We start from the raw sequence: 24,723 nt of genomic DNA on the forward strand, positions 1-24,723 counted from the left end.
GTTTGTGGACAGTGGCGCGTCACGGAGATATGTCAAAGCGATCCCGAAGACGCCCAAGGTTTGTCCTATGCCATCTCTTAACGATATCCGTTCAACATTCCTGAATTACTTTGAAAAACAGGGACATGCTGTTGTCCCGTCCAGCCCGCTTGTGCCACGCAACGATCCGACGCTGATGTTTGTCAATTCGGGCATGGTGCAGTTCAAGAACCTGTTCACGGGTGTCGAGAAACGCGACTACCAACGCGCGACGTCGGCACAGAAATGTGTGCGCGCGGGCGGCAAGCACAACGATCTGGACAATGTAGGCTATACGGCACGCCACCACACTTTTTTCGAGATGCTGGGGAACTTCAGTTTCGGCGACTACTTCAAGGAAGAGGCGATACCGTTCGCGTGGAACCTGATCACGGGTGAGTTCGGCATTCCCAAGGAACGGCTGTATGTGACCGTCTATCACACCGACGACGAAGCCTATAACATCTGGAAAAAGCTCGGGATTCCGGAAGGGCGGATTATCCGCATCGCGACCTCTGACAATTTCTGGCAAATGGGCCCGACCGGTCCTTGCGGTCCGTGCACTGAAATTTTCTATGACCATGGCGAACATATTTGGGGTGGCCCTCCCGGTAGTCCCGAGGAAGATGGCGACCGTTTTATCGAGATCTGGAATATCGTTTTCATGCAGAACGAGCAGTTCGAAGACGGCTCGATGATTGATCTGGACATGCAGTCGATCGACACCGGCATGGGGCTGGAACGGATCGGCGCGCTGCTGCAAGGCAGCCATGACAACTATGACACCGACCTGTTCAAATCGCTGATCGAAGCGTCCGCCGATGCCACCAATGTTGCGCCCTATGGCGACCAGAACGTGCACCACCGCGTGATCGCCGATCACCTGCGGTCGACCTCGTTCCTGATTGCGGATGGCGTGATGCCGTCCAATGACGGGCGCGGTTATGTGCTGCGCCGGATCATGCGGCGCGCGATGCGCCATGCGCATCTGCTGGGGGCGAAAGACCCTGTGATGTACCGCCTTGTGCCCGCATTGGTCCGTCAGATGGGCGCGGCCTATCCCGAATTGGGGCAGGCGCAGGCCCTGATCACCGAGACGCTGCAAGCCGAGGAAACGCGGTTCAAGCAAACGCTTGAGCGAGGGTTGAAACTGCTTGAGGATGAAGTTGGCGGGCTGGATGACGGCGCCGATCTGCCAGGTACGGCGGCGTTCAAGCTTTATGACACTTATGGGTTCCCGCTCGATCTGACGCAGGATGCGCTGCGTGAACAGGGCCGCGGTGTGGACACGGATGGTTTTGATGCGGCCATGGCCGAACAAAAGGCCAAGGCCCGCGCGGCGTGGTCCGGTTCGGGCGAGGCGGCGGATGCGACCGTCTGGTTCGACGTGGCCGAAGCGCATGGCAGCACAGATTTCCTTGGGTACGACACCGAAACTGCCGAAGGGCAGATCGTTGCCGTTGTGCAAAACGGCGCGCAAATTGATGGCGCGGACGCGGGTGAAGAAATCCAAATCGCGCTGAACCAGACGCCGTTTTATGCCGAAAGCGGTGGGCAAGTTGGCGATACGGGCGTGATCCGTACCGAAAACGGCACGGCTGACATTACGGATACCCGCAAGACGGCGGACGTATTCGTGCACATCGCAAAAGTCACAAAAGGACGCATTTCCAAAGGGGAAGCTGCCGTTCTTGAAGTGGATCACAGCCGCCGCACCGCGATCCGTGCCAACCACTCAGCCACGCACTTGCTGCACGAGGCTCTGCGCGGCGCATTGGGGGATCACGTGGCACAGCGCGGGTCGTTGAATGCGCCGGATCGTTTGCGCTTTGACTTCTCGCACGGCAAGGCGCTGAGCGCGGATGAACTCGCCAAGGTCGAGGCAGAGGTGAACGCCTATGTCCGGCAGAACGGCGCGGTTGAAACCCGTATCATGACGCCGGATGACGCGCGCGCCCTTGGTGCGCAGGCGCTGTTTGGCGAGAAATACGGCGACGAGGTACGCGTAGTGTCCATGGGCGCGCAGGCCGGTTCCGGTAAGGGAACGGGCGGGGACACCTATTCGCTGGAACTGTGCGGCGGCACCCATGTGCGCCAGACCGGCGATATCGGCGCCTTTGTGGTGCTGGGCGATAGTGCCTCGAGCGCGGGCGTGCGCCGGATCGAGGCGCTGACCGGCGCGGTCGCATTGGACTATCTGCGCGGTCAGGAGGCGCTGCTGTCGCTTGTGGCGGGTGATCTCAAGACGCAGGCGCAGGATGTACCGGCCCGCGTCAAGGCGCTGCTGGACGAGCGTAAGGCACTGGCGGGCGAGGTGGCGCAATTGCGTCGCGAACTGGCCATGTCCGGTGGCGCGCAGGCCGCGCCCGAAGCGGAAAGCATCAACGGCGTGTCTTTCCTTGCGCAGGTGTTGACCGGCGTGACGGGCAAGGATTTGCCCGCGCTGATCGACGAGCACAAATCGCGACTTGGCAGCGGTGCCATCCTGTTGATCGCGGAAAATGACGGCAAGGTCGCCGTGGCCGCAGGTGTCACCGATGATGCGACCAGCACGGTCAGCGCGGTTGATCTGGTCAAAGCCGCCGTGGCCGAACTGGGCGGTAAAGGTGGCGGTGGACGCCCCGATATGGCCCAAGGCGGGGCCAAGGATATCGCAAACGCAGATGCCGCAATCGCGGCGGCCAAAACTGTCCTAGGAGGATAAGATGCCAGCACTTTGGATCGCACATGTCACCGTCACCGACGAAGAGGCATACAAGAAATACGCCGCAGGCGCGACGGTCGCCATTGCCGAGCACGGGGGGGAATTCATCGCCCGTGGTGGTCGCTATGTGCAGCTGGAAGGCAAGGAACGCCCGCGCAATGTGGTGGCGCGCTTTCCCGACGTGGAAACGGCGGAAAAATGTTACCACTCGGATGCGTATCAGGCGGCACTGGCCTTTGCCCGCGACGCGTCCGAGCGCGAACTGGTGATCGTGGAAACAACCGCGTAAGACACACGTACCACGCCCACAAAAATCAGAACGAAGGCTTCTTGGCCTTCGTATTCTTCTCCATCGTTTTGACATCCTGCGGCGGCTTTTTCTTGGCCGCCTGATACCACTGATAGCTGACTTTCTTCTTTTCCTTGATGATCGGCAGCTGCTTTTTGCATTCCGCCTGGATCGAGGCGAGATAGCGGCTGATCATCTGGGCATTCTTCAAAAACGCTGTGCAATCCGCCGACAAGGCAGCGAATTTCGACGCGTGTGCCTTCAGCTTGGGTTCCTTGGCGCAGGCCTGAAAGAATTTGCTGAGCGCCTGACCATGACGCACGGACAGGTTCGCCTCGGCCAGCAGCCTGTCGGCATGGGGCATGAAGGCCTGAATTTCATCAACGTCATAGCCCAGCCGCGAATCCCGCTGGCGCAGCACCTCGACATAGGACGCCATCGCCTTGCTATATTCCGGGCTTTTCGCGCCCTTGCGGATCAGGGCCGCTTTGGCGCGCACCCATGCCTCCATCGACGCGGCATCGTCAATTTTATTCTCATAGGTGTATTTGGATTGCGCCACTGCCTTTAGCGGCTTGATGAACTTCTCCGTGGACGCAAGTGCGGTGGCGACATCTTTGGTCAAGCACAGCTTGGCCTCTTTATCAGTGAAATTACTGGGCCGACCACTTTTAAGGCGCACCACCTTGTCGTGATACGCCTTGAGCGAATAGCTTTGCCCGCTTTCTGCGAACTTGCGCAGGTTTATTATGGTCTTTGTCCAAATGGCTGACATGCCGCGCTTACCTGACTGTGATAAAAAAATAGTGGAAAATTATGTTCTTAGATCACAAAGGTTAACACAGTGCGCAACGTTTACAAGCCGCGCGAAAAGATCCGCGCGGCCCGTTTGGCAGCTTGCGATAAATTCGGGCGCGTTCGGCGCGCCCGTCAGATGCGGTGATCAGCCGGCCTTGGCCATGCGTTTACGCTCGTGCGGGTCCAGATAGCGCTTGCGCAGACGGATCGCGTTGGGCGTCACTTCGACCAGTTCGTCGTCGTCGATATAGGCAATCGCCTCTTCCAGCGACAGGGTGATCGGCGTGGTCAAACGGACCGCTTCGTCGGTGCCGCTGGCACGAACGTTGGTAAGTTTCTTACCTTTGAGCGGGTTCACCTCAAGATCGTTTTCGCGGCTGTGTTCGCCGATGATCATACCGGTATAGACGTCTGCCTGCGCACCGATCATCATCTTGCCACGGTCCTCGAGGTTCCACAGGGCGAAGGCGACCGAGGTGCCATTCTCCATTGAGATCAGAACGCCAGCGCGACGGCCCGGGATCGGACCCTTGTGCGGTGCCCAGTCGTGGAAGACGCGGTTGATGACGCCTGTGCCGCGTGTATCGGTCAGGAATTCCCCGTGATAGCCGATCAGGCCGCGCGACGGTACATGGGCCACAATGCGGGTTTTGCCAGCGCCTGCTGGCTTCATCTCGACCAGTTCGCCCTTGCGCACGCCGGTCAGCTTTTCGATGACCGCGCCGGAATATTCGTCATCCACGTCGATTGTGGCTTCTTCGATGGGTTCGTGGCGCACGCCGTCGATTTCACGGAACAGAACCTGTGGGCGCGAGATCGACAATTCGAACCCTTCGCGGCGCATGTTCTCGATCAGAACGCCCATTTGCAATTCGCCACGGCCTGCGACTTCGAACGCGTCGCCGCTTGGCGTGTCGCTGACTTTGATGGCGACGTTGGATTCGGCTTCTTTCAGCAGGCGGTCACGGATGACGCGGCTTTGGACTTTCTTGCCGTCGCGGCCCGCCAGTGGGCTGTCGTTGATGCCGAATGTCACGGTGATGGTGGGCGGATCAATCGGCTGGGCAGGGATCGCTTCGGTCACCGACGCGTCGGCCAGCGTGTCGGCCACGGTGGCTTTTGTCATGCCCGCGATGGACACGATGTCGCCCGCTTCGGCGGTTTCGATGGCGGTTTGTTCCAGCCCACGGAAGGCGAGGATTTTGGTGCAGCGGAAGTTTTCGATCAGCGTGCCGTCGCGCGACATCGCTTTGATCGTCTGACCCGCCTTGAGGGTGCCGGATTCGACACGACCTGTCAGCAGACGACCCAAGAACGGATCACCGCCCAGCGTTGTTGCCAGCATGGTGAAGGGTTTGTCGGTGTCTGCGATCTGCGCGGGGGCAGGGACGTGATCAAGGATCAGGTCGAACAGGGCGTCCAGACCGTCACGCTTGCCGTCCAGTTCGAAATCGGCCCAACCGGCGCGGCCCGAGGCGTACATGGACGGGAAGTCCAGTTGTTCATCCGTGGCGTCAAGGCTGGCAAACAGGTCGAAACATTCGTCCAGCGCACGGTCGGGTTCGCCATCGGGCTTGTCGACCTTGTTGACGACGACGATGGGGCGTAGGCCCAGTTTCAACGCTTTGGACGTCACGAACTTGGTCTGTGGCATCGGGCCTTCGGCCGCATCGACCAGCAGGACAACACCGTCCACCATGGACAGGATACGCTCAACCTCGCCACCAAAGTCGGCGTGGCCGGGGGTGTCGACGATGTTGATGCGTGTGCCTTTCCACTCGACCGAGGTCGGCTTGGCAAAGATGGTGATCCCGCGCTCGCGCTCAAGGTCGTTGCTGTCCATCGCCCGTTCGGTGGTGGCTTGGTTTTCGCGGTAGGTGCCAGACTGTTTCAGCAGTTCGTCCACTAGCGTGGTTTTGCCATGGTCAACGTGAGCGATGATGGCGATGTTGCGCAGTTCCATTTCGGACCTCTTGTACGGATTATAACCCGGACGGTCCGAGTCTGTTGTGCGCGCCATATAGCGCCGCGATGCAGAAAGAAAGCCCTAGCGCACCTGACCGCTGCGTCCTTAGTGCGTTGAGCTGTGCGAGAAGAGCTGAATGACCACAATTCCGCCGATAATCATCGCCAGACCCAGAACCGCAGGCAGATCAAGGCGCTGGCCGAAGACCACCCAACCGATCAGCGCGATCAGCATAATGCCCAGACCCGACCACAGCGCATAGGCGATGCCGACCGGAATATGTTTCAGCACGATGCTCAGGAAAAAGAACGCGACCCCATAGGCGATCACCACCAGAACCGAGGGCCAGAACCGCGTGAACTGCGCGCTGGCCTGTAGGGCCGTGGTGCCGATCGTCTCGGCGGCGACCGCGAGAAAGAGGAAAAGATAGGTCAGCGGCATGATGGCTCCGGTTCGGGTTCTGCGATGTGTCTAGTGCGCGCAGGGACGCTGCGGCAATCCGTGGGGCGCGCTGCGATTGGCAGGCGGCCCTGTGCTGGGTCAGGTGGCGATATAGCGGTCGCGGCGGTGGTTGAACGTGATGATCAGGTTCAGCACCAGCGCGCCCAACAACGACCATGCCACACTTTCAATCGGGAACAGCAGCGCCGCAATGGCAAAGATCACCGCGTCGGCAATCAGTTGCACATATCCCGCCTTGAACCCCGTCGTGTCCTGCACCAGCAGCGCCACAACCCCCAGCCCGCCTAGCGAGCCGTTGTGGCGGAACATGACCAGCAATCCGGTGCCCACCAGCGCCCCGAACACCACCGCGCCCACGCCGGGGTGCAGGTGGTCAAGCGTCAGGCCCAGCGGCAGCACCTCGGTCAAGAGCGACAGGGCGGTGACCGTGCCCAGTGATTTGAGCGTGAAGGCAACGCCAAGCCGCCGGTAGGCCAGCCAGTAAAACGGCAGGTTCACCACGAAAAAGGCCAACCCGAAGGACCAACCGGTCAGATAGCTGATGATAACGGCAATGCCTGCGGTCTGGCCGGTAATCAGCCCCGCATGGGTCAGAAACACCATGCCCAGCCCGCACATCAACACGCCAAGGCCCAGCCCTTGGGCGTCCTCAAGTGCGGTGTGTTTCAAGGGGTTGGCAGTGCGCGTTTCCATGAATGCACCGCTAAGACAAACGGCGCGCGGGGTAAAGCCTGTGTGAATGTGAAAAGGCCCGCACGATGGCGGGCCTTTTGCAAATGGGTGGGGAACGGGCAGGCGGCGCTTAACCTGCCAGCGCCGCGTTCAGGTTCTCGTCAATCTTCTCAAGGAAACCCATCGTGGTCAGCCAGCCCTGATCGGGGCCGACCAGCAGCGCGAGATCTTTGGTCATGTGGCCGCTTTCCACGGTGTCCACGATCACCTTTTCCAGCGTTGTGGCGAAATCCATCAGTGCTGTGTTGTTGTCCAGCTTGGCGCGGTGCTTGAGCCCGCCGGTCCATGCATAAATCGACGCGATGGAGTTGGTCGAGGTCTGCTGCCCCGCCTGATGCTGGCGGTAGTGGCGGGTGACGGTGCCGTGCGCGGCCTCGCTTTCCACAATCTTGCCATCGGGGGTCATCAACTGGCTGGCCATCATCCCGAGAGAGCCGAAGCCTTGCGCCACCACATCGGACTGCACGTCGCCATCGTAGTTCTTGCAGGCCCAGACGAACTTGCCGTTCCACTTGATCGCGCAGGCGACCATGTCGTCAATCAGGCGGTGTTCGTACCAGATACCGGCCTCTTCAAAGGCGTCCTTGAACTCGGCCTTATAAACCTCGTCAAAGATTTCGAGGAAACGGCCATCATATTGTTTCAAAATGGTATTCTTGGTGGATAGGTAGACGGGCCAGCCAAGGTTCAGACCATAGTTCAACGAGGCACGCGCGAAGTCGTAGATCGACTTGTCGATATTATACATCGACATGAACACGCCGGGACCATCAGCCTTGTAGACCTCGCGTTCGTCCACAGTGCCGTCTTCGCCAACGAACTTCATGGTCAGCGTACCAGCGCCGGGGAACTTCATGTCGGTGGCCTTGTACTGGTCACCAAAGGCGTGACGCCCGACCACAATCGGCGCTGTCCATCCGGGGACAAGGCGGGGGACGTTTTTGCAGATAATCGGCTGGCGGAAGATCACGCCGCCAAGGATGTTGCGGATCGTGCCGTTGGGGCTGCGCCACATTTTCTTGAGACCGAATTCCTCGACCCGTCCTTCGTCCGGCGTGATGGTCGCGCATTTCACCGCGACGCCGACCTCTTTGGTCTTTTCGGCCGCGTCGATGGTGATCTGGTCGTCGGTCTCGTCGCGGGACTGGATGCTCAGATCGTAATAGAGCAGGTCAATGTCCAGATAGGGTAGGATCAGCTTTTGCTTGATGAAATCCCAGATGATGCGGGTCATTTCATCGCCATCCATCTCGACGATGGGGTTCTCCACTTTGATCTTGGTCACGTGGGCATCCTTTTACATGTGTCGTCGGGGTCTTTGAGCGGCCATAGCGCAGAAACCGGCCCGAAAAAACCCTGTCTGCGGGGCGGGCCTGTATATTTCCTTACCAAATTCGGGTCGGGCCACAAAGAACCGTGATCGTGCCACAATTTTGTCCAGACTTCGCGTCATAAGCGAGGTCCGGACGATAGACGCCGGTGCTTTCGGTCTCTGCTCGGACCTGCACCGGTCAAGAGGCCACAGCGCAATGCGACTGTGGCCTCTCGTCCGGCTTTGCATTTTTGGTGATAGATCTTGGCGGCGCAAATCAGCGCGCTGATCCAGTTACGTGTCGGGATTGGCCGCTTTGTGCGACTTGAGCTTTTGCGCAAGAAAACGGCGGCCCGCATCATTGGCCATGCGTGTGCGCACCGCAGTCAGGAACGCTTCTTCGAGGGTCTGGGACGACGCGCCAAGCACGTCGCCCACTTGCATAAACAAACGGTCGTCGCCGACCTCGTTCTGCACGGCCAAGCATTCCTCGGCCAGTTTGTTGGCCATTTCGATGACGACGGGGTCCGCCATCAGCGCGAGGTCTCGGTCAGGCGGCGTTTGACGTAATCGGTGGTGTTGCCGATCAGCGTGTCGAGGTGGGGTTCTTCAAAGAAGTGGCCCGCGCCTTCGACTTCGGTGTGGGTGATCGTGATGCCCTTTTGCTCGTGCAGCTTGTTCACCAGATTGACCGTGTCGGCGGGCGGTGCCACGCGGTCAGCCGTGCCGTTGATGATCAGACCCGACGACGGGCAGGGTGCGAGGAACGAGAAGTCGTACATGTTCGCAGGGGGCGAGACGCTGATGAAGCCCGTGATCTCGGGGCGGCGCATCAAAAGCTGCATGCCGATCCACGCGCCAAAGCTGAAGCCCGCGACCCAGCAATGTTTGGAGTTGTTGTTCATCGACTGGAGGTAATCCAGCGCCGAGGCCGCATCGGACAGTTCGCCGATGCCCTGATCGTATTCACCTTGCGAGCGTCCGACACCGCGGAAGTTAAATCGCAGAACGGTGAACCCCATATTGAAGAACGCATAGTGCATCGCATGAACCACCTTGTGATTCATCGTGCCGCCAAACTGCGGATGCGGGTGCAGAACGATGGCGATTGGCGCGTCACGTTCCTTTTGTGGGTGATAGCGGCCCTCTAGGCGGCCTTCGGGTCCGGGAAAAATCACCTCGGGCATATTATAGTGTCCTGTCTAGTCTTTTTGGCGTGCCGAAATTCTTGACGAATTTTATCGGATACCTTAGAACGGTTCTAATTCAATGCGCGGGATCTGTCCCGTGCGGTCGCAAAGCATGTATGGCCTTCGGGCGCGCACGTCAATCGGGGGCGTTTGGGAATGAAACTGTCAACCAAGGGTCGTTATGCGATGGTCGCCCTCAGCGACATCGCGCTGCAACCGTCCGACAAGTTGGTATCGCTGGGCGATATCTCGATGCGGCAGGATATCTCGCTGCCCTATCTGGAGCAGTTGTTCGTCAAGTTGCGCCGCGCCGATCTGGTGGCGTCGGTGCGCGGGCCGGGGGGTGGGTACAGGCTGACGCGGCCCCCGTCGGAGATCCGCGTGTCGGACATTCTGGCGGCTGTGGATGAGAAAGTGGACGCCATGCACAAAGGGGCAGGGGCGTCTGGCGCGGCGTCGGGGTCGCGCGCGCAGTCGCTGACCAACCGCTTGTGGGAAGGGCTGTCGGCCCATGTCTATGTGTTTTTGCACCAGACCCGCCTTTCGGATGTGATCGACAACGATTTGGCCCCTTGTCCTGCGGTGCCGAACCTGATGGCGGTGGTGGATGAGAACTGAGTGTTGTGGGGGCCAGCCCCCACGCCCCCGGAGTATTTTTGACGAAAAGAAGTATGGCCGATGAGCCGTGTCTATCTGGATCATAATGCGACGACGCCATTAAGGGCCGAGGCGCGCGCCGCGATGGTTGAGGCGATGGATGTGGTGGGCAATCCGTCTTCTGTGCATGCCGAAGGGCGTTCGGCCAAGATGTTGGTGGAGCGTGCGCGGGTGCAGGTTGCCAAACTGGTGGGCTGTTTGCCGACGCAGGTGGTTTTTACAGGTTCGGCCACCGAGGCGGCGGCGCTGGCGGTTGCGCAGAAGGGGCGGTTCAGTGATCGGTTCGCGGCGCTGCCGACGGAACATGATTGTGTGCATGTCTGGAGCGAGGTGGAACTGCCAGCAGCGGTGGATGGCGCTGGTTTGCCCGATGCGGCAGCGGCGGCGCAACTGGACGCGTGGGTTGCGCAAGGGGCGTCGGGTGATGCGCCAGCGGCGTTGGTCGCAATTTCGGCTGCCAATAGCGAGACTGGCGTGATGCAGCCGGACGCTACGGTGGTTGCCAACGGGCTAGCCGGTGATGTGCCTTATGCAGTCCTGTGTGACATCACGCAGATGGCGGGCAAGGTGCCGGTTGCCTATGAAAGCGACAAGCGCCCTGCCTTTATGATCCTGTCGGCGCACAAGCTGGGCGGGCCGGCAGGGGTTGGCGCGCTGATCAACTTTACCCGTGACGATCCCGAGGCGATGTTGCGCGGTGGTGGTCAGGAAATGGGGCGACGTTCGGGCACGGAAAACGTCATCGGGATCGCCGGATTTGGCGCGGCAGCCAAGGCGGCAGCGCGTGACGTGGCGGCAGGAAAATGGGCGCGGGTCGAGAAACTTAGAAATATTCTAGAAACGGCTCTTGAGGCTGCGTCGAATACGACTATTTTCGTCGGGAAAGATGCGGCGCGTTTGCCGAACACATCCTGCTTTGCCACGGCGGGGTGGAAGGGCGAAACACAGGTGATGCAAATGGATCTTGCCGGATTCGCGATTTCGGCGGGATCGGCCTGTTCCAGTGGCAAGGTCAAGGCCAGCCGTGTGCTGACTGCGATGAGCTTGGGGCATGTGGCCGGTGATGCCGTGCGCGTGTCACTGGGGCTGGAAACCCGCGAAGAAGATGTTATGCGCTTTGCCGAAGTCTGGGCGCAAAAGTTGAAGAAACACGAGGCACGCGCTGTCTGAGCGCGAAGCACGAGGGGAAATGTCTGATATGGACAATGTTGTAGATGATGTCGTCGTCAAGGAAGGCGTCGATCAGGAAACGGTTGATGCGGTACGCGAAGTCGGTGGGGCCTATAAATACGGCTGGGCCACGGACATCGAGATGGAGTACGCGCCCAAGGGCCTGTCCCCCGATATCGTGCGGTTGATCTCGGAGAAGAACGAAGAGCCGGAGTGGATGCTGGAATGGCGTCTGGCCGCTTACGAGCGTTGGCTGGAAAAGAAAGAGCCCAAATGGGCGATGGTCGATTATCCTGAAATCGATTTTCAGGACCAGTATTACTATGCGCGCCCCAAATCGATGGAGGTCAAGCCGAAGTCTTTGGACGAGGTCGACCCCAAGCTGCTGGAAACATATGCAAAACTCGGCATTCCGCTGAAAGAGCAGATGATTTTGGCCGGTGTTGAAGGTGCCGAGGACCTGACCGACCAGCCGCGCAAAGTGGCTGTGGATGCGGTGTTCGACTCGGTCTCTGTCGGTACAACCTTTCAGGAAGAGCTGAAAAAGGCCGGTGTGATCTTCTGTTCGATCTCCGAAGCGATCAAAGAACACCCCGAACTGGTCAAGAAATACCTCGGGTCCGTCGTGCCGGTCAGCGACAACTACTATGCGACGCTGAACTCGGCCGTGTTCTCGGACGGTTCGTTTGTTTACGTCCCGCCGGGCGTGCGCTGCCCGATGGAACTGTCCACCTATTTCCGCATCAATGCGGAAAACACGGGCCAGTTCGAACGGACGCTGATCATCGCGGACAAGGGGTCTTATGTCTCCTACCTCGAAGGGTGCACCGCGCCGCAGCGTGACATCGCGCAATTGCATGCCGCTGTGGTCGAGATCATCATCGAAGAAGACGCCGAGGTGAAATACTCCACCGTGCAGAACTGGTTCCCCGGGGACGAGAACGGCAAGGGCGGCATTTATAACTTCGTGACCAAGCGGGCCGATTGCCGTGGCGACCGTGCCAAGGTGATGTGGACGCAGGTTGAAACCGGATCGGCAGTGACATGGAAATACCCGTCGTGCATTCTGCGGGGCGACGATACCCAAGGCGAGTTCTATTCCATCGCCATCGCCAACAATATGCAGCAGGCCGATACCGGCACCAAAATGATCCACTTGGGCAAGAACACCAAGTCGCGCATCGTGTCCAAGGGCATCAGCGCGGGCAAGGCGCAGAACACATATCGCGGTCTTGTGTCCATGCACCCCAAGGCGAAGAACTCGCGCAACTATACCCAGTGCGACAGTTTGCTGATCGGGGATAAATGCGGGGCGCACACAGTCCCGTATATCGAGGTCAAGAACAACTCCTCGCGCGTAGAGCACGAGGCGACGACCTCCAAGGTGGATGACGACCAACTGTTCTATTGCCGCAGCCGTGGCATGGACGAGGAAGAAGCCGTGGCGCTGGTTGTGAACGGGTTCTGCAAGGACGTGTTGCAGGCGCTGCCGATGGAATTTGCCATGGAAGCACAACAGCTTGTAGCGATTTCGCTGGAAGGCTCGGTGGGCTAACCCATGACAGATCAGCGCAACGATCAGACGGGCGAGGGCGGGAACGCGGCTGCATCTGCGGGTGTGGCGCGGTCCATGGTGCTTGCTGTTCTGGGCGGTGCGCTGCTGGGCTGTGTGGTCGCCTTGGTGGTGAACACGGATTACGCGGTGGCCTTTGCCCTTGGCGGGGCGATGGTGGGCGGGGCGGCCAATGTGGCGCGGTTCCTGCTGGCCTCGGGCGATGATCAGAACGGGCGGGGCGCATGATCTTTCTGCTGGCGCAACAATCGGCGGGCATCGCCATCGGCACCTTTATCGGTGTGTGCATCGGCTTGTTCTCGCGGCGTCGTCGCGGAGGGTCGGACTGGCTGCTGGGCGGGTCGATTCTGCTGACGGCTGCGGTCGCCGCACTGGGCGCGCTGGTCGTGGCGATGACCATCAACTACCTGATAGGAGCAAGCGCATGATCCTGACAACCACACCTTCGGTCGAAGGGTTCAAGATCACCGATTATCGCGGCATCGTCGTGGGCGAGGCGATCATGGGCGCAAACGTCGTGCGCGATTTGTTTGCCGGTATCACGGACATCATCGGCGGCCGCTCGGGCGTGTACGAGACCAAGCTGCAGGATGCCCGCGAAACAGCAATGAACGAATTGGAACACCGCGCCAAAGCCCTTGGCGCGAATGCGGTGATCGGGATCGATCTGGATTACGAAGTGGTGGGGGATTCGATGCTGATGGTATCGGTCTCGGGCACCGCTGTCGTTCTGGGTTAGGCCGGATCAGCCAAGATAAAAATCACGGGCGCCCCGAATGGGGGAACGGCCCCAGACATGATGAATGAGGAAGAAAAATGCTGACGATCAAAGACTTGCACGTAAAACTTGAAGAAGAAGACAAGCAAATTCTGAAAGGCGTCGACCTGACAGTCGAAGCGGGCAAGGTGCACGCGATCATGGGGCCGAACGGGTCGGGCAAATCCACCCTGTCCTATGTCTTGTCGGGCAAGGAAGGCTACGAAGTTACAGCCGGTTCCGCGATGCTGGGCGATGTTGACCTGCTGGACATCGAACCCGAAGAACGCGCTGCTGCTGGCCTGTTCCTTGCGTTCCAGTATCCCGTCGAAATTCCTGGCGTCGGCAACATGACCTTCCTGCGCACCGCGGTGAACGCACAGCGCAAGGCCCGTGGCGAAGAAGAGATGAGCGCGGCAGAGTTCCTCAAGGTTGTGCGTGAGCGCGCCAAGGAGTTGAAGATCGACGCGGATATGCTGAAACGCCCCGTCAACGTCGGCTTCTCGGGCGGTGAGAAGAAGCGCAACGAGATCCTGCAAATGGCGATGCTTGAGCCAAAGATGTGCATCCTTGATGAAACCGACTCCGGTCTGGACGTCGATGCGATGAAATTGGTGTCGCAAGGTGTGAACGCGCTGCGCGACGAAGGGCGTGGTTTCCTTGTCATCACCCACTACCAGCGTCTGCTGGACCACATCAAACCGGACGTTGTGCACATCATGGCCGATGGCCGTATCGTGAAAACCGGTGGTCCCGAGCTTGCGCTCGAAGTGGAAAACAACGGCTACACCGACATTCTGTCCGAGGTGGCGTAATGGGCGTACCAGCAGAGAAAACCGACACGACCGAGGCGCGGATTGCCGCCCTTGATCTGCCAAGCGGCGGCTGGTCCGATGCGGCGCGCGCCGACGCGCTGTCGCGGCTGCGTGCCGCCGGTCTGCCACAACGGCGCGACGAGTACTGGAAATTCACCCGTCCCGACGCGCTGACCCAAGCACAGACGCCCAAAGCGGCTGTGCTGGATGATGGCGAAACACCGATCTTCTCCGAGACCGAAGCCCTGCGCATCGTGTTCAACGATGGTGTGTTTGATGCCGACGCTTCTGACGCGCTGGCGATGGACCATATGAGCATCGAACGTCTGGCCGAGGCAAAGGCCGACATCCATTGGGCCAAAGGCTTGTACGGCGTGCTGGAAACCGCAGGCCAGACGCCTGTGTCCCGCCCGCTGGCCGTGCTGAACACCGCCTATGCGACTGACGGTTTGCTGATCCATGTGACGGGCAAGGCCGAAAAGCCGGTGAACATCGTCTATAACCACAGCGACGATTCCTCGGATGCGATCCTGCACCACGTGATCAAGCTGGATGCAGGGGCTGACCTGACCATTCTGGAAAACGGTCCTGCCGCCGCACGTTTCAACAACGTAATGGAAGTCGATGTGGCCGACAACGCCACCTTCCACCATGTCCGCGCCCAAGGCCGCGCGCATGAGCGGTTGGCTGCGACGCATATTTTTGCGCGTTTGGGTACGGAATCCACGTTCAAATCCTTCACCCTCACAGTGAACGGGCGTCTGACGCGCAATGAGTGCGTGATCGAACTGATCGGCGATGATGCGGTCGCCCACGTGGCGGGTGCCTGTGTTGGGGATGGTGATTTCCACCACGACGACACCGTGTTTGTGACCCACGATGCCGAGCGGTGCGAAAGCCGTCAGGTGTTCAAGAAGGTGCTGCGCAACGGCGCTGTTGGCGTGTTCCAAGGCAAGATCCTTGTCAAACAGGGCGCACAGAAAACCGACGGCTACCAGATCAGCCAGTCGCTGTTGCTGGATGATGACGCACAGTTCCTCGCCAAGCCCGAGCTAGAAATCTACGCGGATGACGTTGTCTGTTCGCACGGCTCCACCTCGGGCGCGATTGACGAAGAGGCGCTGTTCTACCTGCGCTCTCGCGGGGTTCCGGCGGCCACGGCCACGGATCTTCTGACGCTGGCCTTCCTTGCCGAAGCGGTTGAAGAGATCGAGGACGAAACCCTGCGCGATGTGCTGGTGGGTCGTTTGCAAGGCTGGCTGGAACGGCACCGGAGCTGATAGGGGCGGTACAGTATGGCGATCACGCGCAACATAGCCGCGACCTATCGCGGTCCGGGTCGGGTTGTGTCCCGCATCCTTGATGGCGAGGCGCGCGAGGATCGTGTGCTGTACTTTCTGATTGCGGCCTGCGTGGTGATCTTTGTCGCGCAGACGCCGTATCAGGCGCGCGAGGCGTTTCTGGACCCTGATGTACCGTTGCAGGCGCGGCTTTATTGGTCGGCGTTTCTGTGGATCTTTATCGTGCCGCTGCTGATGTATGCGGTGGCGGGCATCATCTGGGTGGTCAGCCGCGTAATCCCGCGTGCGCCGTCAGGCTATCAGATCCGCGTCGCGCTATTCTGGGCGCTGCTGGCCTCGACGCCGGTGGTGTTGCTGTTGGGACTGACGGCGGGCTTTATCGGGCCCGGTGTCGAACTGCGCGCCATCGGTCTACTGTGGTGCGCGGTGTTTGCGTGGTTCTGGATCGCCGGCACCTGTGCCAGCCGTACTGTGCACGGGTCCGCAGCATGAAGTTCTGGGTCGATCTGGCCGTCGAAACGGTACGTGACCCCAAGGCCGTGGCCGAACGGATCATGGCATGGGATCTGAACCGCAACACGCTGTATATGGTGCTGGTCGCTGTGGCGGCGGTGAATGCGCTGCTGGCCTCTGGCCCTGTGGTGCTGAACCCTGCCAGCGTTGATCCGGCCATGCGCGCGGCACTGCCGATCCTTGCGCTGCTGGAACGCCCGCTGATCTTCTTTGTGCTGGTGGCGGGCATGCTCGTCGTGTCGGTCCACGCGCTGTATTGGGCGGGGCGCGCCATGGGCGGGCAGGGTAGCCTGAGCAACATGCTTGCCCTGATCGTCTGGTTGCAGGCGCTGCGCGCGGTGGCGCAGGTTGTGATGCTGGTGGTCGGGCTGGCCATGCCGTTCCTTGCGGGGTTGATGGCTTTGGCACTGCAAATCGCCGTGTTCTGGGTGTTTTTGAACTTTGTCAGCGTAGGTATGCGCTTTGGCTCGCTCTGGCGGGCATTCGGATTACTTGTTGCCGTGGCGACAGGGCTTTTGGTGGGAATGATGCTGATCGCGACCCTGTTGGGTGTATCAGCCGGAGGAGTTGGCAATGTTTGACGTGGAGCGCGTGCGCGCGGATTTCCCCATTCTGTCACGCAAGGTGAACGGCAAGCCGCTGGTGTACCTCGATAACGGGGCCTCGGCGCAGAAACCGCAGGTCGTTATCGACGCCATCACCAACGCCTATTCGAACGAATATTCCAACGTGCATCGCGGCCTTCATTTCCTGTCCAATCTTGCCACCGACAATTATGAGGCTGTGCGCGGCAAGATCGCGCGTTTCCTCAATGTCGGGGATGAGGACGAAATCATTTTTAATTCCGGCACGACCGAAGGCATCAACATGGTCGCCTATGGCTGGGCCATGCCGCGCATGCAGGCCGGTGACGAGATCATCCTGAGTGTGATGGAGCATCACGCCAACATCGTGCCATGGCATTTCCTGCGCGAACGTATGGGCGTGGTGATCAAATGGGTCGATGTGGATGCGACCGGCGCGCTGGACCCGCAGGCGGTGCTTGACGCGATCACGCCCAAGACCAAGCTGGTGGCGATCACCCATATGTCCAACGTGCTGGGCACGGTTGTAGATGTCAAAGCGATCTGCGCAGGCGCCCATGAAAAGGGCGTTCCGGTACTGGTCGATGGATCGCAAGCGGCCGTGCACCTGCCAGTGGACGTGCAGGATATCGGCGCGGATTTCTATGCGATCACGGGCCACAAGCTTTATGGTCCGTCGGGATCCGGCGCGATCTATGTGCGTGCCGAGCGGATGGCCGAGATGCGCCCGTTTCTGGGCGGCGGCGACATGATCAAGGAAGTCAGCAAGGACGGCGTCATCTACAATGACGGCCCCATGCGGTTCGAGGCGGGCACACCCGGCATCGTGCAGATGATCGGCATGGGCGTCGGCCTTGATTACATGATGTCCTACGGCATGGACGCGATCAAGGCGCACGAGGATTCCTTGCGCGACTACACGGTCGAACAACTGGCCAAGCTGAACTGGGTGCATGTGCAAGGCACCACATCGAACAAGGGCGGCATCTTTTCCTTCACCATCGACGGGGCGGGGCATGCGCATGACATCTCGACCATTCTGGACAAGAAGGGTGTCGCGGTGCGGGCGGGGCAACACTGCACCGGCCCGCTGATGGAGCATTTGGGCCTGACGGCCACGTGCCGCGCGTCCTTCGGGATGTACAACACCAAGGCCGAGGTGGATGTGCTGATCGACGCGCTGGAACTGGCGCACGATCTGTTCGGGTAATCGGCTAGGCCGTTCCGTTGCGCGCCAGCGCAGCGGTTGCAGCGTTCCGCGCCTGCTCCATGGCCGTTTTGATCCCGTCGCCCTTATCCTCGAGCGACGCCTTCGGGTCGTCGCGTAACGCGTCGGACAGCGCGTCAAACCGTGCTTCCAATTCCGCAAAACCGAACATCGCAGCAGCCCCTTTCATCTGATGCGCCGTGCCGGGCAGGGACGCCCCGCCATTTGGTAGCTGCACCAGAAAGGCGTCGCATTCGTCAAAGAACCGCGTCACCGCTTGCGTCACCGCCTGCGCGCCGAGACTGTCGATTAATTCCTGTAACGCGTCCGGTTCTTGGGCAGAAGGGCGCGGAGCTGCGTCATGGTCTGACGGGTCGGCAAGGATGTCGTGCAGTGCAGCCAGCCGGATAGGTTTGGTATGGAACCTGTCCATTCCAGCCTCTTTTGCGGCATCGCGGTATTCCTCGCGCCCGTGCGCCGTCAGGCCGATGATCCGAGTTGTCTTGTTCCGGCCAGTGCCCGACCGCAGGGCGCGTGTTGCCTCGATCCCGTCCATGATCGGCATGCTGATATCCATAAAGATAAGGTCAAAGGCAGTCTCGTCCGCGCGTGCCAGTGCTTCGACCCCGTTCACCGCTTCCTCGACCCTGTGGCCCATCCCTTCGAGCATGTCGCGCAGCACATGGCGGTTCACTGCGTTATCTTCGACGACAAGGATGTGGCGGGACGGGGTGGTGCGTGTAGTGTCGTCTATCAGCGCCTCTTGCGATGCATCGGGTGCGTCATCAACCTGCATCGGGACCAGCAGCGTGAATTTCGACCCGGTGCCAAGCGTGGTGTCGAGCATCACCTCGCCGCCCATCTGGCGCGCGATCCTGCGCGAGATCGACAGGCCCAGTCCGTCGCCACGGCGTTGGCGGTCGTCCTCGGGTGCGGCGAAGGCGACGAAATCGTCAAACACATGGTCGCGTTGCGTGTCCGAGATTCCAGGGCCGGTGTCGGCCACGGCAAAGGCCAGCATCGGGGTGGCGTGATCCGCATCCACGCTGGCAGTGACGGTAATGCCGCCGCTTTCCGTGAACTTGATCGCATTCCCCAGCAGGTTGGTCAGAATCTGGCGGATACGGTTGGCGTCCCCAACAAAGCGGCCTTTGGCGGCGTCATCAATGTGCACCCCAAGGGTCAGCCCCTTTTCCCGCGCCAGCGGTTCCAGCACCTGCGTTACCGAGCCGACCAGCGCGGGCAGGTCAAAGCCCGCCATGTTCAGCGCCAGCGTTCCGGTCTCGATCCGCGTGATGTCCAGCGCCTCGTTCACATGCTCCAGCAGGATTTCCCCAGATCCGATGGCCACCTGCGCATAGCGTTCCTGCTTGGGCGTCAGGTGCGTGGTCTTGAGCAGGTCCAGCACCCCAAGGATACCGTTCAGCGGCGTGCGCATCTCGTGGCTCATCACGGTCAGGAAACGCGACTTGGCACGGTCGGCCTGTTCGGCGCGGTTGCGGGCCTCGATCAGGTTCTGTTCGCTGGTAATCCGGGCGCTGATGTCGCGGATATAGGCGATAAAGCTCATCCCGTCCGGCCCGTCGGCCGAGGTGATGTTCAGTTCGATCGGGAACTCCTCGCCATTGCGGCGCAGGGCGGTCAATTCGATCCGGCCCTTGTCGACGACGTTGTGTTCGCCCGTTGCCACAAAGTGATGCAAACCCTCGCGGTGGCCGTGGCGCATCGCGTGAGGAACAATCGTTTCCTCCATCGGCTGGCCAATGATTTCGTCGCGCCGCCAGCCAAAGATGGTTTCGGCAGCGGCGTTGAACCCCGTCACACGCCCGTTGGTATCGGAGGTCACAATCGCATCAAGCGAGGCCGCCACGGTTGAGGTCAGGCTGTCGGTCGAGGCGCGCAATTGCGCGTCCCGCTTGGCCGCGCGCCGCAACAGCAGGTCCAGCGCCACAAATAGCGCCGCCATGGCGAGCATCAGCCCGATGGCCACGCCGCCGGTCCAGCGCAATTGCCGCGCCACATTCGCGCGATCCCGCAGCGATCTGGCCGCGCCTTCGGTGACGGTCAGCAGCGACATACGACGCGTATCGGGGCGCATATCGCGCACCAGACCCAGCAGCCGTTCCTGATCCGCGCGCGACAGGGATTGGGGCTGGTCCACCAGCGGGATCACATCCTGCGCAAAGCGTTCCAACCGCTCCATCAGGGGGACGGTTTCGTCAATGCTGTCAAACAGGGCACGGGGGCGGCCTTGGGTCACGATCTCGATCCGGCTGAGCGCGATACTCGCCTGAAGCCAGACCAGACCGCCATCAGGCGCGGGCTTAAGCAATTCGCTCGCAATGGCGGCTTCGAGATTGGCAAACTGGTTGTCGAGCTGCGTCACACTCCAGAGCGCGGTGTCGGTCGCGGCGGTGGACAGATCGCGCAACTGCACCATCAGGTTCGAGGCCATCAGGCCGAGCAGCACGATCAGAATGGCAAAACTTGCCACAATAGCCGCGCGAATTCTGATCAGCCCCGTTCTCATACCCGTCCTTTACCTATGAAGTCAGGTGTAAGGCAGGTCGCGGCGTTATTCTATCATGTTCAGGCGGTTAAGCTGCCAGATGCTGCGGGCATAGTGGATTTCGGTCTTGTATTTGTCATCCGCGTCAAAGGGAAAGACGATCCAGAACGGCCCTTTGTCGCGCACGGTCATTTCCTCGCCATTCATGCGGGTGGCGATGATCGGTGCGTCGTCTTCCAGTTCGTCGCGCGGGATGGTGACGGCGTAGTCGTTAAGGGCAACCATCTCGACCGTATCGCCGGTGGCTTCGAGCTCTTCCAGCAGCGCCTTGAGGGATACGCCGGAAAAATCGATCAGTCCGTCGGTCCAGATCGTGGTGGTGGAAAAACTGACCTGATCCATCGCGTCCAGCGCTTCAAGGCTTAGCACAACGGTCGGGGATTGTTCGGGGCGCGGCGTCACTTGCAAGGCCAAAGGCGATTGCGCCAGCGCCCCGAACGCAGTAACCGAGCAGAGGGCGAAAACCGTGCCAAAAGTCCGTGAGTGGTGGCGATTGAGCATAGTTGTTGTCCTCTTACCCGGCTAAGTCGTCGATACCCGCTTATCTGATAAATGTGGTTCGCGCATTGGCATAGGCATCTATACTTCGGTATAGTCTTCACAACTTGTCGTACCGGCTTTTGGGGTCGTACGTCGCGTCAAGGGACACGGACGGCATGGCCACACTCGTTCTTGCAGATGATCATGATTTGGTACGCGATACGATTGCGGCATATCTGTCAAATGTAGACGGTTTTTCAGTGCGCACAGCCTCTGATCTGGAGGCTGCGTTGAACGTGGCGGGGCAGGGCGATCCGGTTGATCTGCTGATCCTTGATTACAACATGCCCGGCATGAACGGGCTGGACGGTCTGGATGCCGCCTGTGCCGCCTTTCCAAAGGCGAAAATCGCGCTGATGTCCGGTGTGGCCAATCAGGATGTCGCCCGCGCCGCGATGGAACGCGGAGCGCACGGCTTCATCCCCAAATCGCTGACGGCGATATCCATGGTTAATGCGATCAAGTTCCTGCTGGCGGGCGAACGGTACGTCCCGTTCGACTTTAACGCCTCGTCCGGTCCGCCCAAGCTAAGCGGGGTGTTTGCTACCTTGTCGACGCGGGAATTGCAGACGCTCGAACATTTGTGCAGCGGGCTGTCGAACAAGGAAATCGCGCGTCATCTGGATATTCAGGAGGTGACGGTGAAACTGCACGTCAAAAACCTGTTGTCCAAGCTGGGGGTGACAAACCGCACGCAAGCGGCACTCCTCGCGAAAGAGCGCAACGTTTTCTAGGCGCGAAATTTCAGATCATGTGAATGCCGCAAGACGCGGCCCGATGTCTGCGCCGAATCGAATGCTCTCAGACGCACACATTCCCGAACGCAGGATCGCCCGCGCGTGTTTCCAGTATCATTGTCGGTGAAAGAATGGCGGACCCTAGAGGATTCGAACCTCTGGCCTCTGCCTTCGGAGGGCAGCGCTCTATCCAGCTGAGCTAAGGGTCCACTGAGGGCCGTATAGCCAGCAAAAAGCGGCATCGCAATTGCAAAAAGAAAAAGGCGCAGCACGCGCTACGCCTTACGGGTCGTCAGGGGATGGCGGGGGATGGCGGGGGATGGCGGGGGGCTTTTAGCCGCCCCAAGTGCGGACAACGCCGCAATCCATGTGCACAAAGTTCGAGCCGGAATATTTGCCGACACCGCCACCACGGCAGGCTTGGGCGGCACGGGCCATTTGCGATACGGACCGGCTTGCCAGACGCAGATCAGCGGCCTGACCCTTCATGTGCAGGGAATTTTTGGCAACGCCGCTGCTGCGCGACCGCAACATGGCATTGGTTTGCGGGCTGCGATAACCCGACAGCAGCATATAGGGTTCGTCGACGTCCAGCAGATTGTGCGATGCGGCCATGATGTCGACGGTGCGCAGATCAATCGCGACGGACTGGTTGGTGCGCCAGTCGCGCATAAAGTGGTTCACTTCCTTGACGGCGTCTTTGATGTAACTACCTTCAATCCAGTAGATCATATCAATGCGTTCACCGGTGCGGCCCGAATACATCCGCAAGCGGCGAATGTCGCCCGCACCGCGCAAGAAGCCTGCTGCCTTGGAAAAAGTGGGTGCTGCTGTGAGCGCTGTCGCTGCGAATGCGCCAAGCACTGCCCGGCGGGTCATACCCGTAGAGTTTTCGTTTGTCATGTCTGCGCCGTCCCGTAGCCTGCCACCCGTGATGTTAAACGGGTTTTCATCTCATCCCCAGATGCAACATCTCTATGCCATAACTTGATTCGTTTACCAAGCGCTGAATCTGGTTCCCCAGATGTCGCAATAGTTGACAGCAATAATTTGCTCAAATTTTGGCATTTGTGTCTTCTTGGCGCGACACCGATGCACGGGCGCATCATCCACCGCTTGTTTCCACGCGGATCGTGGAAGTGAATGGACAGGGCAATGAGGCCTTTGAAATAAGGGCTTTTAGCTAGCCATTGTATATTTGATGAGGTGCGAGATGACCGCTGCGGTTACCAGACGTTGGATGTTTGTTCTAAGTATGGCCCTTGGCCTGTTGCTGTCGGGCGTCCCCGATCAGGCATCAGCACAGGTCACCGCGTTCAAACAGGCCGTGGCCGAAGCTGCCGCACGGGATGCGGACATTGCCGCGTTCTACAAGGCGAACGGATACAAAAGCCTCTGGACCGGACGGTCGGGGCGCGAACGCCAGCGCCGCGCCGCCCTGATCGAAGCGCTCGCCAGCGCAGGGGATCACGGCCTGCCGACAGCACGCTATGACGCGGACGGGTTGCAGGCAAAGATGAAGGCGGCCAAATCCGCCCGTGATCGCGGCCTTGTCGAGGTCGAGCTGAGCCGCACCTTCCTGCAATATGCCCGCGATCTGCAAACCGGCGTGCTGGTGCCCAGCCGTGTGAACCGTGCCATCGTGCGCGCCGTGCCATATCGCGACCGCACCTCCTATCTGGTGAACTTCGCCAAATCCTCGCCCCGTGGGTTCTTCAAGGCACTGTCGCCCAAGACGATGGAATACACCGCCCTGATGAAAGAAAAGCTGCGCATGGAGCGTCAGCTTGCCAAGGGCGGCTGGGGTCCGAAAGTGCCTGCCAATTCCCTTAAACCTGGCCAGTCGGGTGCTGCCGTTGTGGCGATGCGCAACCGCCTGATCGCCATGGGCTTCCTCAACCGCACCAACAGCCAGACCTATGACGCGGCGATGCAGTCTGCGGTTCAACAGTTCCAACTGGCCCACGGCCTTGCCGCTGATGGTGTTGCCGGTGCCGGTACCATGACCGAGTTGAACAAAGGTGTGCAGGAACGTCTGCAATCCATCATGGTCGCGATGGAGCGCGAGCGTTGGTTGAACCAGGAACGCGGCAAGCGCCACGTGCTGGTCAACATCCCTGACTTTACCGCCAAGATCATCGACAACGGCAAGGTCACATTCTCGACCCGCTCGGTCGTGGGGGCCAATAAGGATGACCGCCCGACAGTCGAATTCTCGGACGTGATGGAATTCATGGTCATCAATCCGAGCTGGTATGTCCCGCGCTCGATTGTGACCAAGGAATATCTGCCTGCGCTGAAACGCAACAGCAACGCGGTGCGTCATATCGAGATCACGGACAGCCGTGGCCGCAAGGTCAATCGCAGTGCCGTGAACTTTGCCCAGTATACCGAAAGAACATTCCCGTTCTCGATGCGTCAGCCTCCCTCGAAAGGCAACGCGCTTGGGCTGGTGAAATTCATGTTCCCCAACCCCTACAACATCTACCTGCATGACACGCCTGCCAAGAACCTGTTCAGCCGCGAAGTGCGCGCGTTCAGCCATGGCTGTGTGCGTCTGGCCGACCCGTTCGACTTTGCCTATGCGCTGCTCGCCAAGCAGACGAACGACCCCAAAGGGTTCTTTCAGGCCAAGCTGGCCACCGGCAAAGAGGCCCGCGTGGATCTGAAGAATCCGGTGCCTGTGCACATCATCTACCGCACGGCCTTCACCACGGCCAAAGGGCACACCCAGTACCGTCGCGACATCTATGGCCGCGACGCGCAAATCTGGCGTGCGCTGTCGCAGGCAGGGGTGGCCCTTCGCGCGGTTCAGGGGTAAGCCTTTCC

At 60.0% G+C, this 24,723-nt stretch carries 25 protein-coding genes and 1 tRNA gene; 15 read left to right on the forward strand and 11 right to left on the reverse strand.

Annotation, left to right across the window (positions count from 1 at the left end; genetic code table 11):
• The first annotated feature begins 67 nt into the window (after positions 1-67).
• Together alaS and AC6GQJ_RS01700 are read left to right on the forward strand one after the other, a co-directional pair.
• Positions 68-2,722 (forward strand): alanine--tRNA ligase, encoded by a 2,655-nt coding sequence (gene alaS / locus AC6GQJ_RS01695; protein WP_500771143.1) that lies wholly within the window; start codon positions 68-70, stop codon positions 2,720-2,722.
• Position 2,723: 1 nt separating this feature from the next.
• A complete protein-coding gene (locus AC6GQJ_RS01700) occupies positions 2,724-3,011 on the forward strand; it encodes a DUF1330 domain-containing protein (RefSeq protein ID WP_500771145.1) in 288 nt (95 codons plus the stop codon).
• A 25-nt stretch (positions 3,012-3,036) separates the two neighbouring features.
• On the opposite strand, the gene AC6GQJ_RS01705 is transcribed toward AC6GQJ_RS01700, so the two are convergent.
• The 7 genes from AC6GQJ_RS01705 to AC6GQJ_RS01735 all read right to left on the reverse strand — a co-directional run bounded on the left by AC6GQJ_RS01705 (position 3,037) and on the right by AC6GQJ_RS01735 (position 9,468).
• Positions 3,037-3,786: a hypothetical protein gene (locus AC6GQJ_RS01705; RefSeq protein ID WP_500771147.1), complete on the reverse strand. Its 750-nt coding sequence runs from the start codon at positions 3,784-3,786 to the stop codon at positions 3,037-3,039.
• A 168-nt stretch (positions 3,787-3,954) separates the two neighbouring features.
• Positions 3,955-5,772 (reverse strand): translational GTPase TypA, encoded by a 1,818-nt coding sequence (gene typA, locus AC6GQJ_RS01710; protein ID WP_500771149.1) that lies wholly within the window; start codon positions 5,770-5,772, stop codon positions 3,955-3,957.
• A gap of 108 nt (positions 5,773-5,880) precedes the next feature.
• Positions 5,881-6,216 carry an SMR family transporter gene (locus AC6GQJ_RS01715; RefSeq protein WP_500771151.1) on the reverse strand — a complete coding sequence of 112 codons (336 nt, stop codon included), beginning with the start codon at positions 6,214-6,216 and terminating at the stop codon, positions 5,881-5,883.
• A 99-nt stretch (positions 6,217-6,315) separates the two neighbouring features.
• The gene (locus AC6GQJ_RS01720) at positions 6,316-6,930 is read right to left on the reverse strand and encodes a YitT family protein (RefSeq protein WP_500771153.1); all 615 of its coding nucleotides are present in this window, start codon (positions 6,928-6,930) and stop codon (positions 6,316-6,318) included.
• Positions 6,931-7,039: 109 nt separating this feature from the next.
• Positions 7,040-8,254, reverse strand: a complete 1,215-nt coding sequence (locus AC6GQJ_RS01725) for an NADP-dependent isocitrate dehydrogenase (protein ID WP_500771155.1) — start codon at positions 8,252-8,254, stop codon at positions 7,040-7,042.
• A 321-nt stretch (positions 8,255-8,575) separates the two neighbouring features.
• Complete coding sequence (locus AC6GQJ_RS01730; protein ID WP_500771157.1) at positions 8,576-8,815, reverse strand: hypothetical protein; 240 nt, start codon at positions 8,813-8,815, stop codon at positions 8,576-8,578.
• The gene (locus AC6GQJ_RS01735; RefSeq protein WP_500771159.1) at positions 8,815-9,468 is read right to left on the reverse strand and encodes an alpha/beta hydrolase; all 654 of its coding nucleotides are present in this window, start codon (positions 9,466-9,468) and stop codon (positions 8,815-8,817) included. The genes AC6GQJ_RS01730 and AC6GQJ_RS01735 overlap by 1 nt, the downstream gene beginning before the upstream one ends.
• A gap of 159 nt (positions 9,469-9,627) precedes the next feature.
• Here AC6GQJ_RS01735 and iscR point away from each other — a divergent pair, with 159 nt between their 5' ends.
• The 11 genes from iscR to AC6GQJ_RS01790 all read left to right on the forward strand — a co-directional run bounded on the left by iscR (position 9,628) and on the right by AC6GQJ_RS01790 (position 18,051).
• Positions 9,628-10,089, forward strand: a complete 462-nt coding sequence (gene iscR / locus AC6GQJ_RS01740; protein WP_500771161.1) for a Fe-S cluster assembly transcriptional regulator IscR — start codon at positions 9,628-9,630, stop codon at positions 10,087-10,089.
• 60 nt (positions 10,090-10,149) lie between these two features.
• Positions 10,150-11,298: a cysteine desulfurase family protein gene (locus AC6GQJ_RS01745; RefSeq protein WP_500771163.1), complete on the forward strand. Its 1,149-nt coding sequence runs from the start codon at positions 10,150-10,152 to the stop codon at positions 11,296-11,298.
• 28 nt (positions 11,299-11,326) lie between these two features.
• Entirely contained in the window at positions 11,327-12,853 is a 1,527-nt protein-coding gene (gene sufB / locus AC6GQJ_RS01750; RefSeq protein WP_500771165.1) for a Fe-S cluster assembly protein SufB, read from the forward strand.
• Positions 12,854-12,856: 3 nt separating this feature from the next.
• A complete protein-coding gene (locus tag AC6GQJ_RS01755) occupies positions 12,857-13,099 on the forward strand; it encodes a hypothetical protein (RefSeq protein ID WP_500771167.1) in 243 nt (80 codons plus the stop codon).
• Positions 13,096-13,299: a hypothetical protein gene (locus tag AC6GQJ_RS01760; protein WP_500771169.1), complete on the forward strand. Its 204-nt coding sequence runs from the start codon at positions 13,096-13,098 to the stop codon at positions 13,297-13,299. Before AC6GQJ_RS01755 ends, AC6GQJ_RS01760 begins: the two co-directional genes overlap by 4 nt.
• Positions 13,296-13,610 carry a heavy metal-binding domain-containing protein gene (locus AC6GQJ_RS01765; RefSeq protein WP_500771171.1) on the forward strand — a complete coding sequence of 105 codons (315 nt, stop codon included), beginning with the start codon at positions 13,296-13,298 and terminating at the stop codon, positions 13,608-13,610. The genes AC6GQJ_RS01760 and AC6GQJ_RS01765 overlap by 4 nt, the downstream gene beginning before the upstream one ends.
• 77 nt (positions 13,611-13,687) lie before the next feature.
• Positions 13,688-14,443 (forward strand): Fe-S cluster assembly ATPase SufC, encoded by a 756-nt coding sequence (gene sufC, locus AC6GQJ_RS01770; protein ID WP_500771173.1) that lies wholly within the window; start codon positions 13,688-13,690, stop codon positions 14,441-14,443.
• A complete protein-coding gene (gene sufD / locus AC6GQJ_RS01775) occupies positions 14,443-15,723 on the forward strand; it encodes a Fe-S cluster assembly protein SufD (RefSeq protein WP_500771175.1) in 1,281 nt (426 codons plus the stop codon). Before sufC ends, sufD begins: the two co-directional genes overlap by 1 nt.
• Before the next feature lie 15 nt (positions 15,724-15,738).
• The gene (locus AC6GQJ_RS01780; protein ID WP_500771177.1) at positions 15,739-16,236 is read left to right on the forward strand and encodes a YIP1 family protein; all 498 of its coding nucleotides are present in this window, start codon (positions 15,739-15,741) and stop codon (positions 16,234-16,236) included.
• Positions 16,233-16,838 (forward strand): YIP1 family protein, encoded by a 606-nt coding sequence (locus AC6GQJ_RS01785; protein ID WP_500771179.1) that lies wholly within the window; start codon positions 16,233-16,235, stop codon positions 16,836-16,838. Before AC6GQJ_RS01780 ends, AC6GQJ_RS01785 begins: the two co-directional genes overlap by 4 nt.
• Entirely contained in the window at positions 16,831-18,051 is a 1,221-nt protein-coding gene (locus AC6GQJ_RS01790) for a cysteine desulfurase (protein ID WP_500771181.1), read from the forward strand. Before AC6GQJ_RS01785 ends, AC6GQJ_RS01790 begins: the two co-directional genes overlap by 8 nt.
• A 4-nt stretch (positions 18,052-18,055) precedes the next feature.
• On the opposite strand, the gene AC6GQJ_RS01795 is transcribed toward AC6GQJ_RS01790, so the two are convergent.
• The gene (locus AC6GQJ_RS01795) at positions 18,056-20,578 is read right to left on the reverse strand and encodes a hybrid sensor histidine kinase/response regulator (RefSeq protein ID WP_500771183.1); all 2,523 of its coding nucleotides are present in this window, start codon (positions 20,576-20,578) and stop codon (positions 18,056-18,058) included.
• A 45-nt stretch (positions 20,579-20,623) separates the two neighbouring features.
• Complete coding sequence (locus AC6GQJ_RS01800) at positions 20,624-21,118, reverse strand: putative pterin-binding protein (protein WP_500771185.1); 495 nt, start codon at positions 21,116-21,118, stop codon at positions 20,624-20,626.
• A 155-nt stretch (positions 21,119-21,273) separates the two neighbouring features.
• Here AC6GQJ_RS01800 and AC6GQJ_RS01805 point away from each other — a divergent pair, with 155 nt between their 5' ends.
• On the forward strand, positions 21,274-21,891 hold the full coding sequence (locus AC6GQJ_RS01805) for a response regulator (RefSeq protein ID WP_500771187.1): 618 nt from the start codon (positions 21,274-21,276) through the stop codon (positions 21,889-21,891).
• A 135-nt stretch (positions 21,892-22,026) separates the two neighbouring features.
• Here AC6GQJ_RS01805 and AC6GQJ_RS01810 read toward each other — a convergent pair.
• Together AC6GQJ_RS01810 and mepK are read right to left on the reverse strand one after the other, a co-directional pair.
• A tRNA-Arg gene (locus AC6GQJ_RS01810) sits at positions 22,027-22,103 on the reverse strand.
• A gap of 124 nt (positions 22,104-22,227) precedes the next feature.
• Positions 22,228-22,797 (reverse strand): peptidoglycan L,D-endopeptidase MepK, encoded by a 570-nt coding sequence (gene mepK / locus AC6GQJ_RS01815; protein ID WP_500771189.1) that lies wholly within the window; start codon positions 22,795-22,797, stop codon positions 22,228-22,230.
• Between the two features lie 337 nt (positions 22,798-23,134).
• Between mepK and AC6GQJ_RS01820 the strand changes: the two genes are divergently transcribed.
• Complete coding sequence (locus AC6GQJ_RS01820) at positions 23,135-24,715, forward strand: L,D-transpeptidase family protein (protein WP_500771191.1); 1,581 nt, start codon at positions 23,135-23,137, stop codon at positions 24,713-24,715.
• Positions 24,716-24,723: the final 8 nt, after the last annotated feature.

This window comes from Tateyamaria sp. 7Alg 36, assembly GCF_059882455.1.